At 40.7% G+C, this 18,653-nt stretch carries 18 protein-coding genes; 15 read left to right on the top strand and 3 right to left on the bottom strand.

Features of this window, described 5'->3' with window-relative positions:
* Nucleotide 1: 1 nt before the first annotated feature.
* From KHA99_RS04935 to KHA99_RS04925, 3 genes are all read left to right on the top strand, one after another.
* Nucleotides 2-457: a YlbF/YmcA family competence regulator gene (locus tag KHA99_RS04935; RefSeq protein ID WP_213116288.1), complete on the top strand. Its 456-nt coding sequence runs from the start codon at nt 2-4 to the stop codon at nt 455-457.
* Nucleotides 458-669: 212 nt separating this feature from the next.
* On the top strand, nt 670-1,215 hold the full coding sequence (locus KHA99_RS04930; RefSeq protein ID WP_213116287.1) for an outer spore coat protein CotE: 546 nt from the start codon (nt 670-672) through the stop codon (nt 1,213-1,215).
* A 109-nt stretch (nt 1,216-1,324) separates the two neighbouring features.
* Entirely contained in the window at nt 1,325-1,525 is a 201-nt protein-coding gene (locus tag KHA99_RS04925; RefSeq protein ID WP_213116940.1) for a hypothetical protein, read from the top strand.
* A gap of 11 nt (nt 1,526-1,536) precedes the next feature.
* Here KHA99_RS04925 and KHA99_RS04920 read toward each other — a convergent pair whose 3' ends face one another.
* On the bottom strand, nt 1,537-2,094 hold the full coding sequence (locus tag KHA99_RS04920; protein ID WP_213116286.1) for a GNAT family N-acetyltransferase: 558 nt from the start codon (nt 2,092-2,094) through the stop codon (nt 1,537-1,539).
* Nucleotides 2,095-2,280: 186 nt separating this feature from the next.
* Here KHA99_RS04920 and KHA99_RS04915 point away from each other — a divergent pair, with 186 nt between their 5' ends.
* The 5 genes from KHA99_RS04915 (at nt 2,281) to KHA99_RS04895 (ending at nt 6,014) form a co-directional block, all read left to right on the top strand.
* Nucleotides 2,281-3,024, top strand: a complete 744-nt coding sequence (locus KHA99_RS04915) for a prolipoprotein diacylglyceryl transferase (protein ID WP_213116285.1) — start codon at nt 2,281-2,283, stop codon at nt 3,022-3,024.
* On the top strand, nt 3,017-4,432 hold the full coding sequence (locus KHA99_RS04910; protein WP_213116284.1) for a radical SAM protein: 1,416 nt from the start codon (nt 3,017-3,019) through the stop codon (nt 4,430-4,432). The genes KHA99_RS04915 and KHA99_RS04910 overlap by 8 nt, the downstream gene beginning before the upstream one ends.
* Nucleotides 4,433-4,461: 29 nt before the next feature.
* A complete protein-coding gene (locus KHA99_RS04905; RefSeq protein ID WP_213116283.1) occupies nt 4,462-4,755 on the top strand; it encodes a hypothetical protein in 294 nt (97 codons plus the stop codon).
* A 104-nt stretch (nt 4,756-4,859) separates the two neighbouring features.
* Nucleotides 4,860-5,327 carry a flavin reductase family protein gene (locus KHA99_RS04900; RefSeq protein ID WP_213116282.1) on the top strand — a complete coding sequence of 156 codons (468 nt, stop codon included), beginning with the start codon at nt 4,860-4,862 and terminating at the stop codon, nt 5,325-5,327.
* Nucleotides 5,328-5,483: 156 nt separating this feature from the next.
* On the top strand, nt 5,484-6,014 hold the full coding sequence (locus KHA99_RS04895) for an HXXEE domain-containing protein (protein ID WP_213116281.1): 531 nt from the start codon (nt 5,484-5,486) through the stop codon (nt 6,012-6,014).
* Nucleotides 6,015-6,190: 176 nt separating this feature from the next.
* Here KHA99_RS04895 and adhE read toward each other — a convergent pair whose 3' ends face one another.
* Nucleotides 6,191-8,791: a bifunctional acetaldehyde-CoA/alcohol dehydrogenase gene (gene adhE / locus KHA99_RS04890; protein WP_213116280.1), complete on the bottom strand. Its 2,601-nt coding sequence runs from the start codon at nt 8,789-8,791 to the stop codon at nt 6,191-6,193.
* A 277-nt stretch (nt 8,792-9,068) separates the two neighbouring features.
* Between adhE and KHA99_RS04885 the strand changes: the two genes are divergently transcribed.
* Nucleotides 9,069-9,866, top strand: coding sequence for an ABC transporter ATP-binding protein (locus KHA99_RS04885; protein WP_213116279.1), 798 nt, complete (start codon nt 9,069-9,071; stop codon nt 9,864-9,866).
* A 31-nt stretch (nt 9,867-9,897) separates the two neighbouring features.
* Here the strand turns inward: KHA99_RS04885 and hpaB are convergent, their stop codons facing one another.
* A complete protein-coding gene (hpaB, locus tag KHA99_RS04880) occupies nt 9,898-11,340 on the bottom strand; it encodes a 4-hydroxyphenylacetate 3-monooxygenase, oxygenase component (protein ID WP_213116278.1) in 1,443 nt (480 codons plus the stop codon).
* 254 nt (nt 11,341-11,594) lie between these two features.
* Here hpaB and KHA99_RS04875 point away from each other — a divergent pair, with 254 nt between their 5' ends.
* The 6 genes from KHA99_RS04875 (at nt 11,595) to fsa (ending at nt 18,642) form a co-directional block, all read left to right on the top strand.
* Nucleotides 11,595-12,938, top strand: coding sequence for a S8 family peptidase (locus tag KHA99_RS04875; RefSeq protein WP_213116277.1), 1,344 nt, complete (start codon nt 11,595-11,597; stop codon nt 12,936-12,938).
* Between the two features lie 218 nt (nt 12,939-13,156).
* Complete coding sequence (locus KHA99_RS04870) at nt 13,157-13,291, top strand: BA3454 family stress response protein (RefSeq protein WP_213116276.1); 135 nt, start codon at nt 13,157-13,159, stop codon at nt 13,289-13,291.
* A 183-nt stretch (nt 13,292-13,474) separates the two neighbouring features.
* A complete protein-coding gene (gene zwf, locus KHA99_RS04865; protein WP_213116275.1) occupies nt 13,475-14,977 on the top strand; it encodes a glucose-6-phosphate dehydrogenase in 1,503 nt (500 codons plus the stop codon).
* 25 nt (nt 14,978-15,002) lie between these two features.
* Nucleotides 15,003-17,000: a transketolase gene (gene tkt, locus KHA99_RS04860; protein WP_213116910.1), complete on the top strand. Its 1,998-nt coding sequence runs from the start codon at nt 15,003-15,005 to the stop codon at nt 16,998-17,000.
* Nucleotides 17,001-17,053: 53 nt separating this feature from the next.
* Nucleotides 17,054-17,947 carry a phosphogluconate dehydrogenase (NAD(+)-dependent, decarboxylating) gene (gene gnd / locus KHA99_RS04855; RefSeq protein WP_213116274.1) on the top strand — a complete coding sequence of 298 codons (894 nt, stop codon included), beginning with the start codon at nt 17,054-17,056 and terminating at the stop codon, nt 17,945-17,947.
* A gap of 35 nt (nt 17,948-17,982) precedes the next feature.
* Nucleotides 17,983-18,642, top strand: coding sequence for a fructose-6-phosphate aldolase (gene fsa, locus KHA99_RS04850; RefSeq protein ID WP_213116273.1), 660 nt, complete (start codon nt 17,983-17,985; stop codon nt 18,640-18,642).
* The last annotated feature ends 11 nt before the right edge of the window (nt 18,643-18,653 follow it).

Genomic DNA, 18,653 nt, shown 5'->3' with positions numbered 1-18,653 from the left:
AGTGGCGAAGTATACAAAAGACGATATCGTCGCTCGTGCAAAAGAATTGGCTCGTATGATTGCAGATACCCAGGAAGTGGATTTCTTTAAACGGGCAGAAGCGCAAATTCATGATAATCAAAAGGTGAAAACATTAATTGCTGATATTAAGGGATTGCAAAAGCAAGCCGTTAACCTGCAGCATTATGGAAAACCGGAAGCCTTAAAAAAGGTTGAAGATAAAATCGCTTCAATCGAACAAGAGCTGGATGACATTCCAGTTGTTCAAGATTTTAAGGAATCGCAAATCGAAGTAAATGAATTGCTTCAGTTAATTGCAACAACAATTTCAAATACTGTCACAGATGAAGTCATTATTTCAACAGGCGGAGATGTTCTGCTTGGGGAAACGGGCGCCAGCATGAAAAATGGCGGCGGGTCTTGCGCGGGACATGATGATTGCGATCACGAGCATTAAAAATGTAAGCCGGACTTTCTGAAGTCTGGCTTATTTTTTTCCTAATATGGATTCCTCCGCAAAAGACTACCCCCTTAAGGCACACACCTAGACATCCCGCATAAGATGAATCATGACTAAACTTTTATCCAGTATTCGCAGATTTAGATATCACACTAGTATAGACATTCGCATAGGATGAAATGAAACTGAATGAGGAGGGTTCGCGCAAAATGGGAGAATATAGAGAGATATTTGCGAAGGCCGTAGTAGCGAAGGGACGGAAGTTTACAAAGTCCAATCATACGATTAGCCCGGCACACAATCCATCCAGCGTTCTCGGCTGTTGGGTTATCAACCATAAATATAACGCGAAAAAAGTTGGTAAAACAGTTGAGATACACGGACATTATGACATCAATACTTGGTACTCCTTTAACGATAACACAAGAACAGAAGTGGTTACGGAACGGGTCCAATACACAGATGTCATTAAGTTAAAATACCGTGACCATGACTGCATGGACGACAGTGAAATTGTAGCAAAAGTACTGCAGCAGCCAAACACCTGTGAAGCCGTCATTTCCCCAAATGGCAACAAAATCATCGTTCATGTCGAAAGGGAGTTCTTGGTTGAAGTCATTGGCGAAACCAAGGTTTGTGTCCGCGTAAATCCTGAAGGATGCAAAGACAATGATGATGAATGGGGCATGGATGTTGACGACGAGGAATTCGAGGAATTAAGTCCCGATTTCTTAGTAGGTGGCGAAGAAGAATAACTTTAACTAGGAGGTTTTTGCTTCCTAGTTTTTCTTTTTTTCGAGAAATGTTTAAATGTATGTTTACCAGTTAAAATCAGCATGCTAATTTCTAGGAGGTGGTAATCACTTGGAACCGAAACAACCGGGAAATAGCAATATGACTGATTTTGATAAGTTAAATGACCGAATCATTGCGGAAAGTCCAACCGGACCCATGTTAGTAATTAAAACAAATTTGGACCCAAAGAACGTTACCGAAAATAATCCTTATTATCATAATGAAAAGGCAAAGGATCCGAAGGAATTTAAAGACTACTTTGAAGAATGAAAAGAGCCAGGTTACTTATTTTCCTGGCTCTTTTCCCATTCTGGCTTTAGTATCGATAATACATATGTATCATGAATATGATTGCTTTGATGCATATAGCCCCGTAGAATGCCCTCTTTCGTAAAGCCCATTTTTTGAAGCAGGTTGACCGAGGCTACGTTTTCGGGATAGACGATGGCCCCGATCCGATACAGATCCATTTGCGTAAAACTAAACTGTAATACTTCTCTAATGGCTTCAGTCGCATATCCTTTTCTCCAATAGGCAGGATTAAGTTCATAGCCAATTTCGGCCCGTTTGTTTTTCAATTGCAAGTTATTAAGACCAATGGTTCCAATAATCTTTTGATTTTCCTTCAGCTTAATTCCCCAGCGGATTCCCCGTTTATCTTGATAATTCTTTTGAAACAAATCAATTAATTTCATGGCCTCGGCCGGCAGGGTAAACCGGTCGGTTCCGTAGAACCTCGTTACTTCATCTCGCGAAAATATTTCAAACAAACTGTCGACATGGCGATGGGTGAGTTTGATTAATTGTAATCTTTTTGTTTCAAGGATTGGAAAGTTCACAGATTCACCTCGGATAAAACTTGTTCAAAAACTTGTTCATCTATCAGTTTATATCGAGGATCGAAAAAAAGAAAGAAATACAACAACGTTTAGAAAATTTTAAAAAATATGATAAATTTTCCCTATGGTTCTGTTAAGATAAAGAAGAAAACATGGAATATTCTTTGAAAGGAGCATAACGTATTAGTGAACTTCCCTTTCTATATTTTTGGCATTCACCCCCATCTATTATTAGAATCATTAGCCTATTTTATCGGCTTCCGCGTTTATTTATATACACGAAATAAAGAAAGAATCCCAATGGATAAAGCCCTTTGGGTAATTGTTGGGGCAATCTTAGGCGCTGCTTTAGGCTCCAAATTCCTCTATTGGCTTGAAGATCCAAAGAAAACGTTGGAAAATTGGCATAATCTTATTTATTTAATGGAAGGAAAAACAATCGTCGGCGGATTACTAGGTGGGCTGATTGGAGTTGAAACAGCCAAAAAATGCATTGGCTGGACGCGCTCGACCGGCGATGACTTTGTTTTGCCATTGGCTGTTGGTATGATGATTGGCCGAATTGGCTGTTTTTTAACCGGCTTAGATGACCACACTTATGGGACGGCTACAACTTGGATCACCGGGGTGGACTTTGGTGACGGAATAAAGCGGCACCCCACACAGCTTTATGAAATAGCTTTTTTGGGTGCTCTTGCCTTCGCACTTCTTCAGCTAAAGAGAAATAGTATCGGCTGGGAAGGCCTGCTATTTCAGCTGTACATGCTTGGTTATTTAACGTTTCGGTTCATGATTGATTTTATTAAACCAACCCCGCACCCATATTGGCTTTTAAACAATATTCAAGTGGCAAGCTTGCTGGGGATCTTGTATTACATATGGCTCATTAATAAAAAACAAACAGAGAAGAGGAGTGAAATTCATGCCTAACCGGCCGTATTTATTTTATGAATTAACAAACAGCATCTGCTCGACCTGTCATCGTAAAGTGGAAGCCAAGGTCATCATTGAAAATGAAAAGGTTTATTTGGTTAAGCATTGTATGCAGCACGGCAGGGAAAAGGTTTTGATTTCAACAGACGTCGATTATTATAAGTGGTGCCGTGAATTTATTAAGCCCTCGGAAATGCCATATCGCTGGAATACGCCAATTAAATATGGCTGCCCGTATGATTGTGGCCTATGTCCGGACCATGAACAGCATAGCTGTTTGACATTATTAGAGATTACCGAGCGATGCAACCTGAAATGCCCAATTTGCTATGCGGATTCCTCGCCGAATAAAGGGACCTTCCGCAGCATAGAAAAAATAGAATTTATGCTAGATAGCATTATTAAAAATGAGCGTGAGCCTGATATCGTCCAAATTAGCGGCGGCGAACCAACGATTCATCCGCAGTTCTTTGACATCCTGGACATGGCAAAATCACGGCCGATCCGTCATATAATGGTTAATACAAATGGGCTCCGAATTGCCAATGACAAGGAATTCGTCAAGCGCCTAGCCTCGTATTCTCCTGGCTTTGAAATCTATCTTCAATTTGACAGCTTTGAAAAAGAAGCATTGGAGGAATTAAGGGGAGTAGATTTACGAGATATTCGTCAAAAGGCGATTGACCATTTAAATGAATTTAATATATCTACTACACTTGTTGTCACATTGAAAAAGGGATTAAACGACCATGAAGTAGGCAAAATCATTCAATATGGGCTGCAGCAGCAATGTGTCCGCGGGGTGACCTTCCAGCCGATTCAAGCTGCAGGTAGATTGGAAGAATATGACCCTTCTGTTAACCGCTTAACGCTGAGTGAAGTGCGGCAAATGATTATCGACCAATCGAATGTGTTTGGTTCAAAGGACATTATCCCTGTCCCATGCCATCCTGATTGCCTGGCAATGGGCTATGCCTTAAAGCTTAATGGGGATGTGACGCCGCTAACAGGCTTAATCGATCCGAATATTTTGCTGGAAGGCGAGCGCAACACCATCGTTTTTGAACAGGATGATAACATTAAAAATATGATTTTTAAATTGTTCTCATTGAACCATTCTCCGGATTCCTCTGCCTTGTCCTTGAAGGACTTACTATGCTGTCTGCCAAAGGTGGCAATGCCGGGAGAAATCGGATATGACAACGTCTTTCGGGTGATTATTATGCAGTTCTTGGATGCACATAACTTTGATGTCCGTTCCGTTAAAAAATCCTGTGTCCATATCGCCCATCCGGATGGCCGGATTATTCCGTTTGATACGTACAATTTATTTTATCGGGATAATAAGGAAGAAGAATTGAAGAAAATTCAGCAGGAACTGGAAGAACGTACATTTAATAAATAGCACCTTCATAATTAAAGGGGGAGACTGGCATGGTCCAAAATCAAGGAAACACTTCGAAGGATGGAAGTTTAAAAGACCTTTGGCTTGGGATAGGCATCACCATCGGGATCTATCTTATGGGCTTATTGATTTTGTTTGTCTTTTCCCCGATGTTTTTTGCATATTTATGTATAGCCGCCGTTGCCTTGATTTTGATTCCGATCATTTGTTTTTCGAAGGGACGGAAGCGGATGGGCCAGGGGGCTTTGATTGGCCTCGGAATTAATATTCTATTATTTACAGCTTGTTTTGGGATCCTGATTTCCGGGCTGGGTGGTTTATAGAATAGGAGAAGCAGGTGCTTTTATGAGGTGCCTGCTTTAACATTCATTTATATTGGTTTTGCAACATAGTTATAAATTAATGTGGAAAACTGGGAGGGACACTAATGGATGATCGTTTATTTCGAAATGCGATGGGGAAGTTTGCAACAGGGGTAACAGTGGTGGCAACAGAGGTGGATGGCAAGGCTCACGGAATGACGGCAAATGCGTTTATGTCTGTATCGCTAAACCCAAAACTTGTTGTCATATCAATCGCGGAAAAAGCATCTATGCTTGAAAAAATCAAAAAAAGCAACACATTCTCTGTGAATATCCTGTCGGCTGACCAGCAGGAGTTGTCGATGATTTTCGCAGGGCAGTTGAAGGAGCATCGAGAAGTTGTATTTGATCGGCTTGGCGGGGTGCCAGTTATTGCCGGGGCACTGGCGCAGGCTGCATGTGAAGTAACAGCTACACATGTGGAAGGGGACCATACACTATTTATAGGCAGGGTAATTGAAATTTCCGTTGAAGAATCTAACGCAGACCCGCTTATTTATTTTAGCGGGAAATACAGGTCTCTATCAGAATAGGATATAAGAATCAAAAAATGGATTAAGCCAGCCTAATTCAAACCGCTTGTTTGAAGGGGTGGCTTTTTTTGTTTTGGATAATTATCTCAATTTGATATAGAAATTTGATATCATAGTTTTTGAGAAATAAGTCATTTAGTTAGAGGGAGGAGGAAGATGACATTAACAATTCTTATCTGGGCGGTCGCAAGTGTCTTCATCATCCATGATTTTGAAGAAATAATCGTCATGGAAGGCTGGCTGAAACGGAACGAGAAGGATATTTTAAAGGTCTTGCCAAAAAGGTTCCATAACTACTTTATCCGTGTCTTTCCACGGCACACAGCCGGTTTTGCTTTGGCTGTATTAGTTGAGTATATAGGTATTTTGCTGACTATTATTCTGGCAATGGGCGGGGCAGCAAAGCATTGGACTTTAATCGGAATTCTTTCAGTCGTTTCCATTTTGTTTATCCATTCATTTACCCACATTTGCCAGGCTATCATTCTTAGAAGATATACTCCTGGTGTAGCCACGGCCGTTATTTTATTGATCCCGTTTTGTCTATATTTCTATCAATTTGCTTTAGTGATTGAGGCCATTGATTGGCCAATGATTTGGATTAGCATCCCGGTTGGCGTCATCTTAGTGGTTTTCTTTAATCAAGTAGGGCTAATATGGGGGAAGAGACTGGAAACATATCTTTAAATCTATAAGAAAATTTGAGATTTTTATTAGAAATAGGTATATTTCCAATACTCGGACTCGACTTCGGAAATATATCTGCGATTTCCCAAACTTATCTGCGAATCGTTATTATTGGATAAAACAATCCAAAGAAAGTGCCTCAAATCCCCACTTGAGGCACCTCCCATATATAAAAATTATACCCCTTTATAAGCTTGACGCAGGATTTCCATCAGTTCTCTAGTTAATGGACGCTTCGGATTGACGTTTGTATCAGGATCATGGACGGCATGTAGGGCCATCTCAGTAATCTTGCTTTCATATACAGGTTGGCTAACGCGGCATTCCTCAACGCTTAACGGCATATCGAGCTCTCTCGCTAGGTTGATAACAGCTTCAATCAAGCTTTCAATACCTTCTTCCGTTGTCCGTGCCGGAAGCTCCAGCATTTTTGCCAGCTCAGCATAACGTTTATCGGCCTTATAATACTCATAGCCGGCAAATGGAGTGAATTTTGTCGGCTTAACAGCATTAAAGCGAATAACAAGCGGCAGGAAAATCGCGTTTGCGCGACCGTGAGCGATATTGAACTCGGCTCCAACGGCATGGGCAAGACTGTGATTAATTCCTAAATAGGCGTTATTAAATGCAAGACCCGCAATCGTTGAAGCGTAATGCATTTTCTCGCGGGCCAGCTCATCAGAACCGTCACGGTACGCCCTTGGCAAATACTTAAATACTAGCTGAATGGCCTTAATAATCTGTCCATCTGTAAAATCATTGGCAACGACTGAAACAAAAGCTTCAAGAGCATGTGTTAAGACATCCATTCCAGTGTCTGCCGTGATTTCCTTCGGAACAGTCATCGAGAACTGTGGATCGATGATCGCTACATCCGGTAAAAGTTCAGGATCGGAAAGCGGATATTTAATATTCGCTTTTTTATCCGTGATGACGGCAAAGGAGGTAACCTCCGAACCGGTTCCGGAAGTAGTCGGAATCGCGATAAACTTTGCCTTCTCGCGAAGCTTCGGATACGTCACAACTCGTTTTCTAGGATTAAGAGTTTTCAGTTTCAGAGTGTTAAAGTTTGCTTCAGAATCCTCGTAAAATAACCACATCGCTTTTGCTGCATCAAGGACAGAACCGCCTCCTAAGGCAATGATCATATTCGGCTTAGCGTGTCTCATCAGTTCAGCACCCGCCATGACCGTTTCGATGCTAGGGTCCGGTTCCACCTCTGAAAACACCTCATAGTGGACAAAATCAGGTCGTTTTGTTAGAAAATGGAGTACCTTATCGACATAACCGTTTTTCACCGAACTTGGGCTCGTGACAATAAATGCCTTTTTAATATCCGGGATGATTTCCAATGCCTGAACAGAATTCTTACGATAATAAATTTGCGGCGGTGTCCTTAGGATTTGGGCGTTATTATTGCGTTTGGCGACCTTTTTAATGTTTAGTAAATGCATGGCGCCGACATTGACTGAAACGGAGTTGCCTCCATAAGTCCCTGTACCGAGAGTTAGTGTCGGCAGTAAATCGTTATAAACGTTTCCAGTTGCCCCTTGGGCGGAAGGAGTATTGATAAGGATTCGTCCTGCTCTCATTCTCATTGCGTACTGTTCAACAATCTGGTCATTAGCCGTATGAATGGAAGCGGTGTGGCCGAGTCCGCCGTATTCTAATATTGCTTCTGCAAGGTTAAGAGCTTCTTCCGTACTATTTGCTTTATAGCAGGCAAGAACAGGGCTTAGCTTTTCACAGGAAAGCGGATATTTTGGTCCAACACCTTCTAATTCGACCACTAAAACCTTGGTATCAAATGGGACTTCGATTCCGGCCATTTGGGCAATTTTAAAGGCTGGAAGACCGACAATCATCGGATTGAGGAATCTGGTTTCTTCTTTTATCGCTACTTTTTCTAACTGTTTCCTTTCCTCCTCATTTAAAAAGTAACAGTGATTGGCGATCATTTCCGTAATGACTTCGGTATAGATTTCTTTATCGATGATTAAGGCTTGCTCAGAGGCACATATCATTCCATTATCATAGGTTTTCGACATAATCAGGTCTTGGACGGAGCTCTTGATATTGGCAGTTTTTTCGAAATAACAAGGTACATTTCCTGGGCCGACACCAATTGCCGGTTTGCCGGAACTATATGCGGCTTTCACCATGCCAGAACCGCCAGTCGCAAGAATTAGCGATACCTTTGGATGCTTCATTAACATATTGATACCATCTAGAGTGGTAGTTTCCAGCCATTGAATACAATTTTCAGGAGCGCCTGCACGGACAGCGGCTTCTCTTAGAAGTGCAGCTGTGAACCTTCCCGATTTCTGTGAAACAGGATGAAAGGAAAAAATAATCGGATTTCTTGTTTTCATAGAAATAAGAGATTTATAAATGACAGTGGATGTTGGATTTGTTACAGGCACCAGCGCGGCGATGACCCCGACTGGTTCGGCAATTTCATAGCTGCCCTCATGATTGTTTTCACTGATAATGCCGACCGTTTTCAGAGTTCGAAGGGTGTGATAAATCATCTCTGTTGCAAACATATTTTTTGTGATTTTATCTTCGTAAAGGCCTCGATTCGTTTCCTCAACAGCCATTCTGGCAAATTTATCGTGGTTCTCGAGTGCAACAATTGCCATCTGCTTGACAATTTCATCGACCATTTCCTGCGTAAAGCTGCGAAACTCCGTAGCTGCCTGAGCCGCATTAGCTGCTAATCGGTCAATCATCGAAACTGTCTGCTGTTGCTGTAACATTTTTTCTTCCACTGCCATTGATTGTTCCTCCCCATAAATATTTTATTGTGAATGATTGAACAAGGGAGAATTATTATTTTCCTCCCGTTCAATCTGTTATCAAATATAGCAATTGGGAACCGAGAATTTTGTAGAATTATGCTGCGAAAGTTGGGGAAACCCTTATAAATAGAATAGTTTCAAAGAATGTTCATAATTGCTATTTTTGAAGTGGAAAACACTCTAAAATTTTTATTTTCTAAAAATTTTGATACTATATAATGTATCAAGGCAATCATAAGAAGGGAGTAAAATAATGATTCTACAACTAGAGGACGTTTCGCTCAAACGGAGCGACAAGTGGATTTTAAAAAATGTCAATTGGCAAATAGAAAGAGGGGAGCATTGGGTTTTATTCGGTTTAAACGGTTCTGGTAAAACAGCCATCCTCAATTTGCTGAACGCCTATAATTTCCCGACAAAGGGAAGAATTAATGTTTTAGGAATGGAGTTTGGGAAAACCTATCTTGCTGAAAAGCTGCGCAAGCAAATTGGCTTTGTTTCATCCTCACTTCAGGAAAAATTTCATCCGGGAGATAATGCCTTTGAAGTGGTACTAAGCGGAGCATTCGCTTCCATTGGTCTCTATGAAAATCCAACAAACGAAATACGAATAAAGGCCATTTCCCTACTTGAGGAGCTTGGCTGCATCAATTATGCCAACCGAAATTATGAAACTTTATCACAAGGGGAAAAGCAGCGGGTGTTGATTGCCCGCGCGTTAATGGCTGACCCGTCTTTGCTGATTCTAGATGAGCCAACGAACGGTCTGGACTTTATTGCCCGTGAAAAACTATTGGAATCAATCGAAACGATTGCCAAAAATCCAAATGCACCAGCCATCATTTATGTTACTCATCATGTGGAAGAAATTCTGCCTGTATTTAATAAAACCTTATTGCTGAAGGATGGGCAGGTTTTTGCAGCAGGAAACACCGGTGAAATGTTATCGAGCGAGAGCCTTACCCAATTTTTCAATCTCCCGGTTCGGGTTTCTTGGGAAAATGAAAGACCATTTCTGTCAAAGTTGCAGGTGACACATCAAAATAGTTAGAAGAATAGGATATCCCGTATGGAGGGATATCCTATTCTTTTAAATCAAGCATATCTTTAATTCGCTTGCAATACTCCTCTTTTGGATAGGTTTGATACAAACCGCTAGACAAGCGGACAGGGTCGCCGAAGAAGTACCGTTCATACTGGGTTTGCCTTGTGCCAAATGAGCTCATCGTCAGGTCCCAGGCCAATCGAAAAAGCTTCACACGGTCCTCAGCATGTTTGCTTGAGCCTTTCAGGTAAATGTCCAAATCTTTTTTTAGAGGTGAAGCAAAATCCTTTTCCGTTGGTAAGGTAATCATTCCGCTCGCACCAATTAATTGAATGATTTCACTGAATCTAGGATAAATTTTTGGAAAGACATTACTAGCAACTTTAAGGGGGATGAGACTTGGCCTCATATAGCCACACTCATCTAGTGCCGCTTCTTCCTCTGACTTAAGTAAAAGTGCCTTCATCGTTTCAAGACCGATGATGATTTCAGAAAGCTTTTCCTGTATATGCTGATATCCGTAAACATTTATGGTATCCGCCAAGGTTTCAGCAAGTCCCAGAAGAAATTCAGTTTTCACAGTCTGCCTTGTAATGGCCTGATGGTAGGCATGATTATGAAATGAGCTTTTGAGCATGAAGTCATTAGCCGCACCCACATTTTCGTAAAAAAAGACTCTCTCCCATGGCACCAGAACATGATCAAAAACCAAAATAGTATCCATTTCTTCATAGCGCGAGCTTAGCGGATAATCAAAGGAAGACTTGCCACCCACGAACGATTCCCGACAAATAAATTTTAAGCCTTCCGTATCGGAGGGGATGGAAAAGGCATAGGCATCCGTCTCATTCATAACACCGCCAGCTGAATAAACAAGGACCTCGTCGGTTAAACCTCCTTGTGTCGCTAACAGGCGGGCACCCTTAATAATAATTCCATTTTCATTTTTTTCGACAATCTTGGCGGCAATAGGTTCTTTTGATGTTTCAAAGTAGATTTGCGACCGGTTAACCTGAGGGGTTATAAAAGTATGGGTAAACGATAGGTCTTGATTCTTTGCTCTTTCATAGAGGGAAATAATATTTTCCGGAAAGCAATTCTCACTCCCTTTTAAAAATAAGGCGGAGGAGGCAAAGGCCATAACGACTGAATTCATATAATCCGGACTTCTACCCATCAGCCCATTGGTATGCCTGGCCCAAATTTCAATCATTTCCCGCCTTCTTTTTAAATCCTCTTTCGTCAATGGCTGTAAATAGGATAGCCCAATCCCTTCTCCCGTTTCTGGAGATAGAAAGGTTAGCTTTTCTTTCAGGGTCGAATCAAACTGCAAATCATATAATGATGCTTTACTTTGAATTAGACCTCTAAATGCAGGATGTTCAGATATATCCCCTTCCAATCGTTCTCCATCCAGCCAAATTTCTTTGTTTAACCGATTCATTCTCTCGATAAATTCTTTTCCGTTAATTGCTCCCATTTGACCACTCCCTAATACATGGAGCATTAAAAGTTTTGTAATTTATTTTATTGGGAAAGTGTTTGTCCTGCATGGGTTATCCAAACAATTGGACGAATTTGGGTATCGGTGGAAATTTTGGTGGGGGATTATTCAAAAATAGGAAAAAAGTGGTGTATGAAAAGATTGTAATGAGGACTTTAGTAGAATGTCTACAGTCCTTTAAAAATAATATAATGAAAATTGAGAAAAAGAGAAAGGGAGAGGTTGAAACGATGAAGAAGAAGATTGTTGGAAGCGCTTTATCTGTTGCTTTAGGAGCTTCGGTTATTTTTAGCGGAGGGATTTCAAAAAGCAGTGCTGCACCTGTGGACAAGGAATACATAGTTGTTTTTAAGGATCTATCCCAGCTGCCAGCCGGATATGAAAAATTAATTAAGGATGCCGGCGGGAAAGTGACAGGTAAACTGGATAAACTGGGGGCTGTTGAAGTAAGTTCAACGAATACTGCGTTTTTGGACAAGGTGAAAAAATCGAACCTAGTTCTGGATGCTGGGGTTGAACATACCATTTACCCTGAAAAACCAGTTTATCAGGAAGCAGTTACACTTGACGATATAACTGACGGAGCAGATGTCTATAAAAATTATCAGTGGGATATCAAACAGGTAACGAATAATGGGGCGTCGTGGAATCTGGCTGGAGGAACCGGCAAGACAGTTTCCGGGGATGACATTGTTGTGGGTGTTATTGATACGGGTATTGACTATAACCATCCAGATATTAAACCCAATTATGCCTATGGAAAATCATTTGTTCCGGGATATCCAGATGCTATGGATGAAGATGGCCATGGAACTCATGTTGCTGGTTCAATTGCCGGTAAAGGGAGAATTTTAGGAATTGGACCGGATCTGAAAGTAGCAGCCTACCGTGTCTTTGGACCAACAGGCGGTGCTGAAACTGCTCATATTGCAGATGCTTTGATGAAAGCAGCTGATGACAATGTTGATGTAGTGAATATGTCCCTAGGCGGGTACGATTGGTTCCAAGACCCTGAGTATGCTACAAAAGATGTTGTAGCAGATGTTCGCTTATTTAACCGTGCCATTCAATACGCCATCCAAAAAGGGGTAACAGTTGTTGGATCTGCCGGTAATAATGGCGTAGATATTAGCAGTCCGGGAAAATTAGCTGGTGATGACAAAGGTGCTGTTCACAGAAGCCCAAGCAGTCAAACCATGATTCGGGTTTCAGCGGGTGGAGCTCTAAAAAATCTAGCATTCTATTCTAATTACGGCGTAGGAAAAATTGATGTAATGGCACCAGGCGGTGATCTAGGGCCAAATTATGATCCTGCTACAAAAACAGGAAGAGACAATTCTTATCTTTGCTATAGTTCTGTACCGGGAGGGTATTCTGGTTATGCCGGCACCTCAATGGCTTCACCAAAAACAGCTGCCTTAGCGGGAGTAATCATTGCGAAGTACGGAAAAGACGTTCTTAAACCTGCGCAAGTAAAACAAATCATCCAGTCTTCAGCGGAAGATGTGTTCAAACCAGGCTATGATGAAAAGGCTGGGTTTGGATTAATCAATGCGGTTAGTGCCTTAAAATAATAATAATGAACCAAAAAAAGCGATCGGTTTTGATCGCTTTTTTTTATTATTTCCAAATCACACGCCGACAAAAAAATATCTCAAATTCGAGATACTTCACTTGACGATAATTTATGTAAGAGATATTATGGTTACGTAAAGTAACCAAGGATATTTTAAGTTCCTTTTAAATAAAAGTTATCAAAGTGTGGAATTTAAAAAGGTTAGGGGTGAAACAAATGATAGAAGTGACAGTGAAATTAAATTATAAAGGAAAAAATTATTTAACCAATGTAATTGTCAACAAGGACACACCTGAAAAACAAATTTTGCATATCGCACAAGAGCAAATTAAGAAACAATGGCTAAATTAAAAAATGAATCTCCAGATCTTTAAATGAAAAAGGGACAGAAGGCCTTGAATGAAAAAAGAAGTTGGAGAAAAAGCTGTAGTTTATATTTGTTGGAATGGCAGAAGCTGTCATTTCAATCAATCGTCATAAAAAGATTATCACGAAAGTCCACAGGTAGAAAAGACGAACATGGGGGAAAGAAGCATGGAATCAATGACCTTTGTCTTATTTGGAGCAACAGGGGATTTAGCAAAGAGGAAAATTTTCCCTGCACTATACAATTTGTATGTTGATCAAAAATTACCAAAGTCCATTTCCATTATCGGACTCGGTAGAGGAGATCTATCCCACCGAGAATTCCAAGAAAAAGTAAAAGAATCTGTCTTGGATTTTTCACGCCGCTTAGAACATGATGCAGCGAGTATGGGAGAATTTTTAGATGACTTCCGCTACAGTAAGTTGGATGTTAACCGCAAAGAAGATTTTCAAGCTTTACTTCAGTTAGTGAAGCAGCGTGAAGAGGAGCTAAATTTAGAAGAAAATCGGATGTTTTATCTTTCAGTAGCACCAGAGTTTTTTGACACCATTGCCTTAAATATAAAAAATAGCGGGCTTGGTCAGACAAAAGGCTGGAAAAGATTAATCATTGAAAAGCCATTTGGCCATGATCTCCAATCTGCACGTGAACTGAATGAAAAACTAAGCCGTGCCTTTGCGGAAGAGGAAATCTATCGAATCGACCATTACTTAGGTAAGCCAATGGTTCAAAATCTCGAAGCTTTGTCATATGCAAACCCGATTCTACAGTCCCTTTGGAGTAAAAAACATATTGCCAATGTCCAAATTACAGCAAGTGAGACGGTTGGGGTAGAAAAGAGAGCAGGCTATTACGATCATGCAGGAGCAATACGCGATATGGTTCAAAACCATTTGCTGCAAATTCTGATGATGACAGCGATGGATACACCCGAAAAAATCAATGCTGCAGAAATAAGAAAGATGAAGCAGAAGGTCATGGAGTCACTGCGTCCTTTAAAAGAAGAAGATGTTCAAAATGATATTGTCCGCGGGCAATACATTTCTGGAGAGGTAAATGGTCAGTATGTACCTGGGTATTTAGGAGAGCCAGGAGTCAATCCTTCTTCCACCACAGATACATTTGTTGCTGCTCGTTTGTGGATTGATAATCCATCTTGGGCTGGGGTTCCTTTTTACATCCGCACAGGAAAGAGAATGAAGGAAAAATCAACGCGGATTGTCATCGAATTCAAAAATAATGCGAACCACCAATATAAAAATTCTCAAATGGATCCTAACTTATTGGTTATTGAAATCAATCCTAATGAAAATATTTCTTTCCAATTAAACAGTAAAAACCCATTGAACAATGGAAAAGTAGAACCTGTTAAGATTGATTTTTCGAAGGAACAAACAGAATTTGGAGTACCTGAAGCGTATGAAAGACTTATTTATGATGCTTTTAATGGAGATTCTACTTTCTTTGCTCATTGGACGGAAGTTGAATTGTCATGGGAATGGGTTCAGCCGATTCTGAATGCATTCGAGGACAATCGAGTACCGCTCTATGAATACAATTCAGGTTCTTATGGTCCTGTTGCAGCTGATTTATTGCTTTTGGAAAATGGCTTTAAATGGTGGCTCAATGAAACAATTCAAGAAAGCAAGGAAAAGGTACTACACACCTAAGAATATCCAGGAGGAAAAATAAATGATGTCACAAAACATTGAAAATCTATCCGTTACTACCATTCGTACTTTATCAATTGATGCAATTAATGCAGCAAATTCAGGTCATCCTGGTCTCCCGATGGGGGCAGCGCCAATGACGTATGCATTATGGGCAAATCATCTTCAACACAACCCTGAAAACCCAAAATGGTTTAACCGGGACCGCTTTGTTTTATCGGCGGGCCATGGATCAAGTTTGCTGTATAGCATGCTTCATTTAGCCGGCTATAATGTCACCATTGATGATTTGAAAAACTTTAGGAAGTTAAACAGCAGAACGCCAGGTCATCCTGAATTCGGTCATACACAGGGAGTAGAAGCAACCACAGGTCCATTAGGCCAAGGAATTGCAAACGCAGTTGGAATGGCAATGGCAGAAGCACATTTAGCAGCAAAGTTTAATAAAGAGGGACATCCGGTTATTGATCATTATACTTATGCGTTAGTTGGTGATGGCGATTTAATGGAAGGAATCTCCTATGAAGCGATGTCGATGGCTGGTCACATGAAACTTGGGAAATTGATTGTACTATATGATTCAAATGATATTTCTCTGGATGGGGAGTTAAACGTTTCGTTCTCTGAAAATATTGAGAAAAGAGTAGAATCAGCACACTGGCACTATTTAAGAGTAGAAGATGGAAATGACATCGAAGCCATTTCTGAAGCCATTGAAGCAGCCAAACAAAATACAGATCAGCCAAGCTTGATTGAAATCAGAACGATTATTGGATATGGAAGTCCAAAGGTGGCGGGAACAAATAAAGCACATGGAGCACCACTGGGGGCAGAAGAAGGAAAAGCAACCAAACAAGCCTATAACTGGCTTTATGAAGAAGATTTCTATGTTCCAGAAGAAGTAAAAGAGCATTTTGCACAATTAAAGCGTAAAGGGATTGATGCTGAACAAAGCTGGATGAGCTTGTTCGAATCCTATAAGCAAGCCTACCCAGAATTAGCCAATCAATTAACAAATGCTATAGAAGGAAAAGTTTTGATTGATGCAAAAGATATTTTAACCTTTGATACAGGAAAAGCTGTTTCAACACGTGTGGCCAGCGGAGAAGCCATCAACCATTATGTGATATCTGTTCCAGCGATATTTGGTGGAAGTGCAGACTTATCCCATTCAACGATGACGGAAATAAAAGGGGAACAAATTTACGCCGTTGAATCATACGGTGCGCGCAATGTTTACTTTGGAGTTCGTGAACATGCAATGGGCGCTGCAGCCAATGGTATGGCCTATCATGGCGGTATAAAACCTTTTGTAAGTACATTCTTTGTCTTTAATGATTATCTTCGTCCGTCTATCCGCCTGGCGGCATTATCAAAGCTGCCAGTGACCTATGTATTTACACATGATTCCATTGCAGTTGGAGAGGATGGGCCTACACATGAACCGGTTGAACATCTGGCAGCACTTCGTTCCATTCCGGGCTTAACGGTTATTAGACCAACAGATGCAAATGAAACAGCAAGTGCTTGGGCATATGCACTCCAGCAAACAGAGGGACCTGTTGCATTGATTCTTAGCCGCCAAAACTTGCCAGTGTTTAATGAAACAAAAGCAAATCTAGAGAACCTATCTAGAGGAGCTTATGTATTAGCAGAAACAACTTCATCACCAGATGTCATTTTAATTGCTACTGGTTCAGAGGTGACCTTAGCAGTGAACGCAAAAGCAGAACTTGAAAAGGAAAATATTTCTGTTCGCGTTGTTTCAATGCCAAGTTGGGAATTGTTTAGCCAGCAAGCTAAAGAATATAAAGAAGCGGTACTCCCTTCATCGAATTCAAAACGTGTTGCCATTGAAATGGGTATTTCACTTGGCTGGGAACGGTTTGTTGGATTTGAAGGAAAAATCCTTTCAATTGAGACATTTGGTGCCTCAGGCGATGGAACTGCAGTCATGAAAGAGTTTGGTTTTACGACAGATAATGTAGTCCGTATCTCAAAAAGCGTCCTAAATCCTTCCTAAGAAGGGTAAATAAAATATAGCAAAATATTCATATTCAATTGGAGGAAAACATAATGAAGGTTGGACTTATTGGTTTAGGAAAAATGGGCTTAAACTTGGGACAAAATTTAATCGACCACCATCATGAAGTGGCAGCATATGATGTAAATCCAAGTGCAGTAGAAAATATGAAAGAATATGGAGCTGTCGGTGTATCAAGTTATAAAGAACTCGTTCAGTCCTTAGAACATCCAAGAATTTTGTGGATTATGGTCCCTCATGCGGTTGTAGATTCCGTAATTGGTGAAATCACACCATTTTTGGAAAAGGGGGATATTGTGATCGAAGCAGGTAATTCCCATTATAAAGAATCAATCCGCCGGTATAATGAACTGGCTGCACATGGTGTAAGGTTTATGGATGCAGGGACATCAGGCGGTATGGAAGGTGCTCGCAATGGAGCTTGTTATATGATCGGCGGAGACCCTGATGCCTGGGAGGTGGTGGAGCCTATTTTTAAAGATACTGCTGTTAAGAATGGCTTCTTATATGCGGGTAAAGTTGGCAGCGGGCATTTCTTGAAAATGGTTCATAATGGCATCGAGTATGCCATGATGGCTGCGATAGGCGAAGGCTTTGAAGTGCTGGAGAAAAGCGAATTTGATTTTGATTACGAAAAGGTCGCAAGAGTTTGGAATAATGGATCTGTTATACGTTCATGGCTGATGGAATTAACCGAAAATGCATTTTCTAAATATCCAAACTTGGAAGAAATTAAAGGGATTATGCATTCCTCAGGTGAAGGAAAATGGACTGTAGAAGCAGCATTAGATCTTAAGACTGCTACGCCAGTTATTGCCATGTCATTATTAATGCGTTATCGCTCCCTAGAGGATGACACCTTTACAGGAAAAGTGGTAGCGGCGTTAAGAAATGAATTTGGCGGACATGTTGTCGAAAAGAATTAAAAAAAATACTAAATTAAATCTGGAGGAAAAATACCATGAAATTTTTTATTGATACTGCAAACTTAGATGAAATCAAAAAAGCCTATAAGATTGGCGTATTATCAGGTGTAACCACCAACCCTTCTTTAGTAGCGAAAGAAGGCGTCAAATTTGAAGATCGGATTGCTGAGATTCTTAATGCCGTACCAGAGGTAGAGTCTGTCTCCGCTGAAGTAACACCTAATGCTCTGACAGCTGAACAAATGATTGCGGAAGCAAACGAGCTCATCAAAATTAATGGCGGCGATAAAAATATAACGATTAAGCTTCCAATGACCCTCGATGGCTTAGAGGCTTGCCGTTATCTAACTAAAAAAGGTGTTAAAACGAATGTTACCCTTATTTTTAGTGTGAACCAAGCATTATTGGCTGCACGCGCAGGCGCAACCTATGTTTCACCATTCTTAGGCCGATTAGATGATATCAATGAAGATGGTGTCCAACTTGTTGCGAAAATTGCTGAGTTGTTCCGAGTTCAAAACTTGGATGCACAAATTATTGCTGCATCTGTCCGCCATCCAGACCATGTGACTCGTGTGGCAATGGCTGGAGCTCATATTGCAACCATACCATTTAAGGTTATTGAACAATTATCAAAACATCCTTTAACAGACCAAGGACTAGAAAAGTTTGCAGCTGACTGGAAAACTGTATAAAAACGATTAAA

It is taken from the genome of Neobacillus rhizophilus, from assembly GCF_018343535.1.
GTDB lineage: Bacteria > Bacillota > Bacilli > Bacillales > Cytobacillaceae > Neobacillus > Neobacillus rhizophilus.
This window is presented reverse-complemented; position numbering and strand designations above follow the sequence as displayed.

Coding starts and splice junctions, on each gene's coding strand:
- KHA99_RS04885 (WP_213116279.1), top strand. CDS start 9,069: ATGATTCTACAACTAGAGGACGTTTCGCTCAAACGGAGCGACAAGTGG.
- KHA99_RS04870 (WP_213116276.1), top strand. CDS start 13,157: ATGATAGAAGTGACAGTGAAATTAAATTATAAAGGAAAAAATTATTTA.
- fsa (WP_213116273.1), top strand. CDS start 17,983: ATGAAATTTTTTATTGATACTGCAAACTTAGATGAAATCAAAAAAGCC.
- KHA99_RS04910 (WP_213116284.1), top strand. CDS start 3,017: ATGCCTAACCGGCCGTATTTATTTTATGAATTAACAAACAGCATCTGC.
- KHA99_RS04905 (WP_213116283.1), top strand. CDS start 4,462: ATGGTCCAAAATCAAGGAAACACTTCGAAGGATGGAAGTTTAAAAGAC.
- tkt (WP_213116910.1), top strand. CDS start 15,003: ATGTCACAAAACATTGAAAATCTATCCGTTACTACCATTCGTACTTTA.
- zwf (WP_213116275.1), top strand. CDS start 13,475: ATGGAATCAATGACCTTTGTCTTATTTGGAGCAACAGGGGATTTAGCA.
- hpaB (WP_213116278.1), bottom strand. CDS start 11,340: ATGGGAGCAATTAACGGAAAAGAATTTATCGAGAGAATGAATCGGTTA.
- KHA99_RS04875 (WP_213116277.1), top strand. CDS start 11,595: ATGAAGAAGAAGATTGTTGGAAGCGCTTTATCTGTTGCTTTAGGAGCT.
- KHA99_RS04930 (WP_213116287.1), top strand. CDS start 670: ATGGGAGAATATAGAGAGATATTTGCGAAGGCCGTAGTAGCGAAGGGA.
- adhE (WP_213116280.1), bottom strand. CDS start 8,791: ATGGCAGTGGAAGAAAAAATGTTACAGCAACAGCAGACAGTTTCGATG.
- KHA99_RS04895 (WP_213116281.1), top strand. CDS start 5,484: ATGACATTAACAATTCTTATCTGGGCGGTCGCAAGTGTCTTCATCATC.
- KHA99_RS04900 (WP_213116282.1), top strand. CDS start 4,860: ATGGATGATCGTTTATTTCGAAATGCGATGGGGAAGTTTGCAACAGGG.
- gnd (WP_213116274.1), top strand. CDS start 17,054: ATGAAGGTTGGACTTATTGGTTTAGGAAAAATGGGCTTAAACTTGGGA.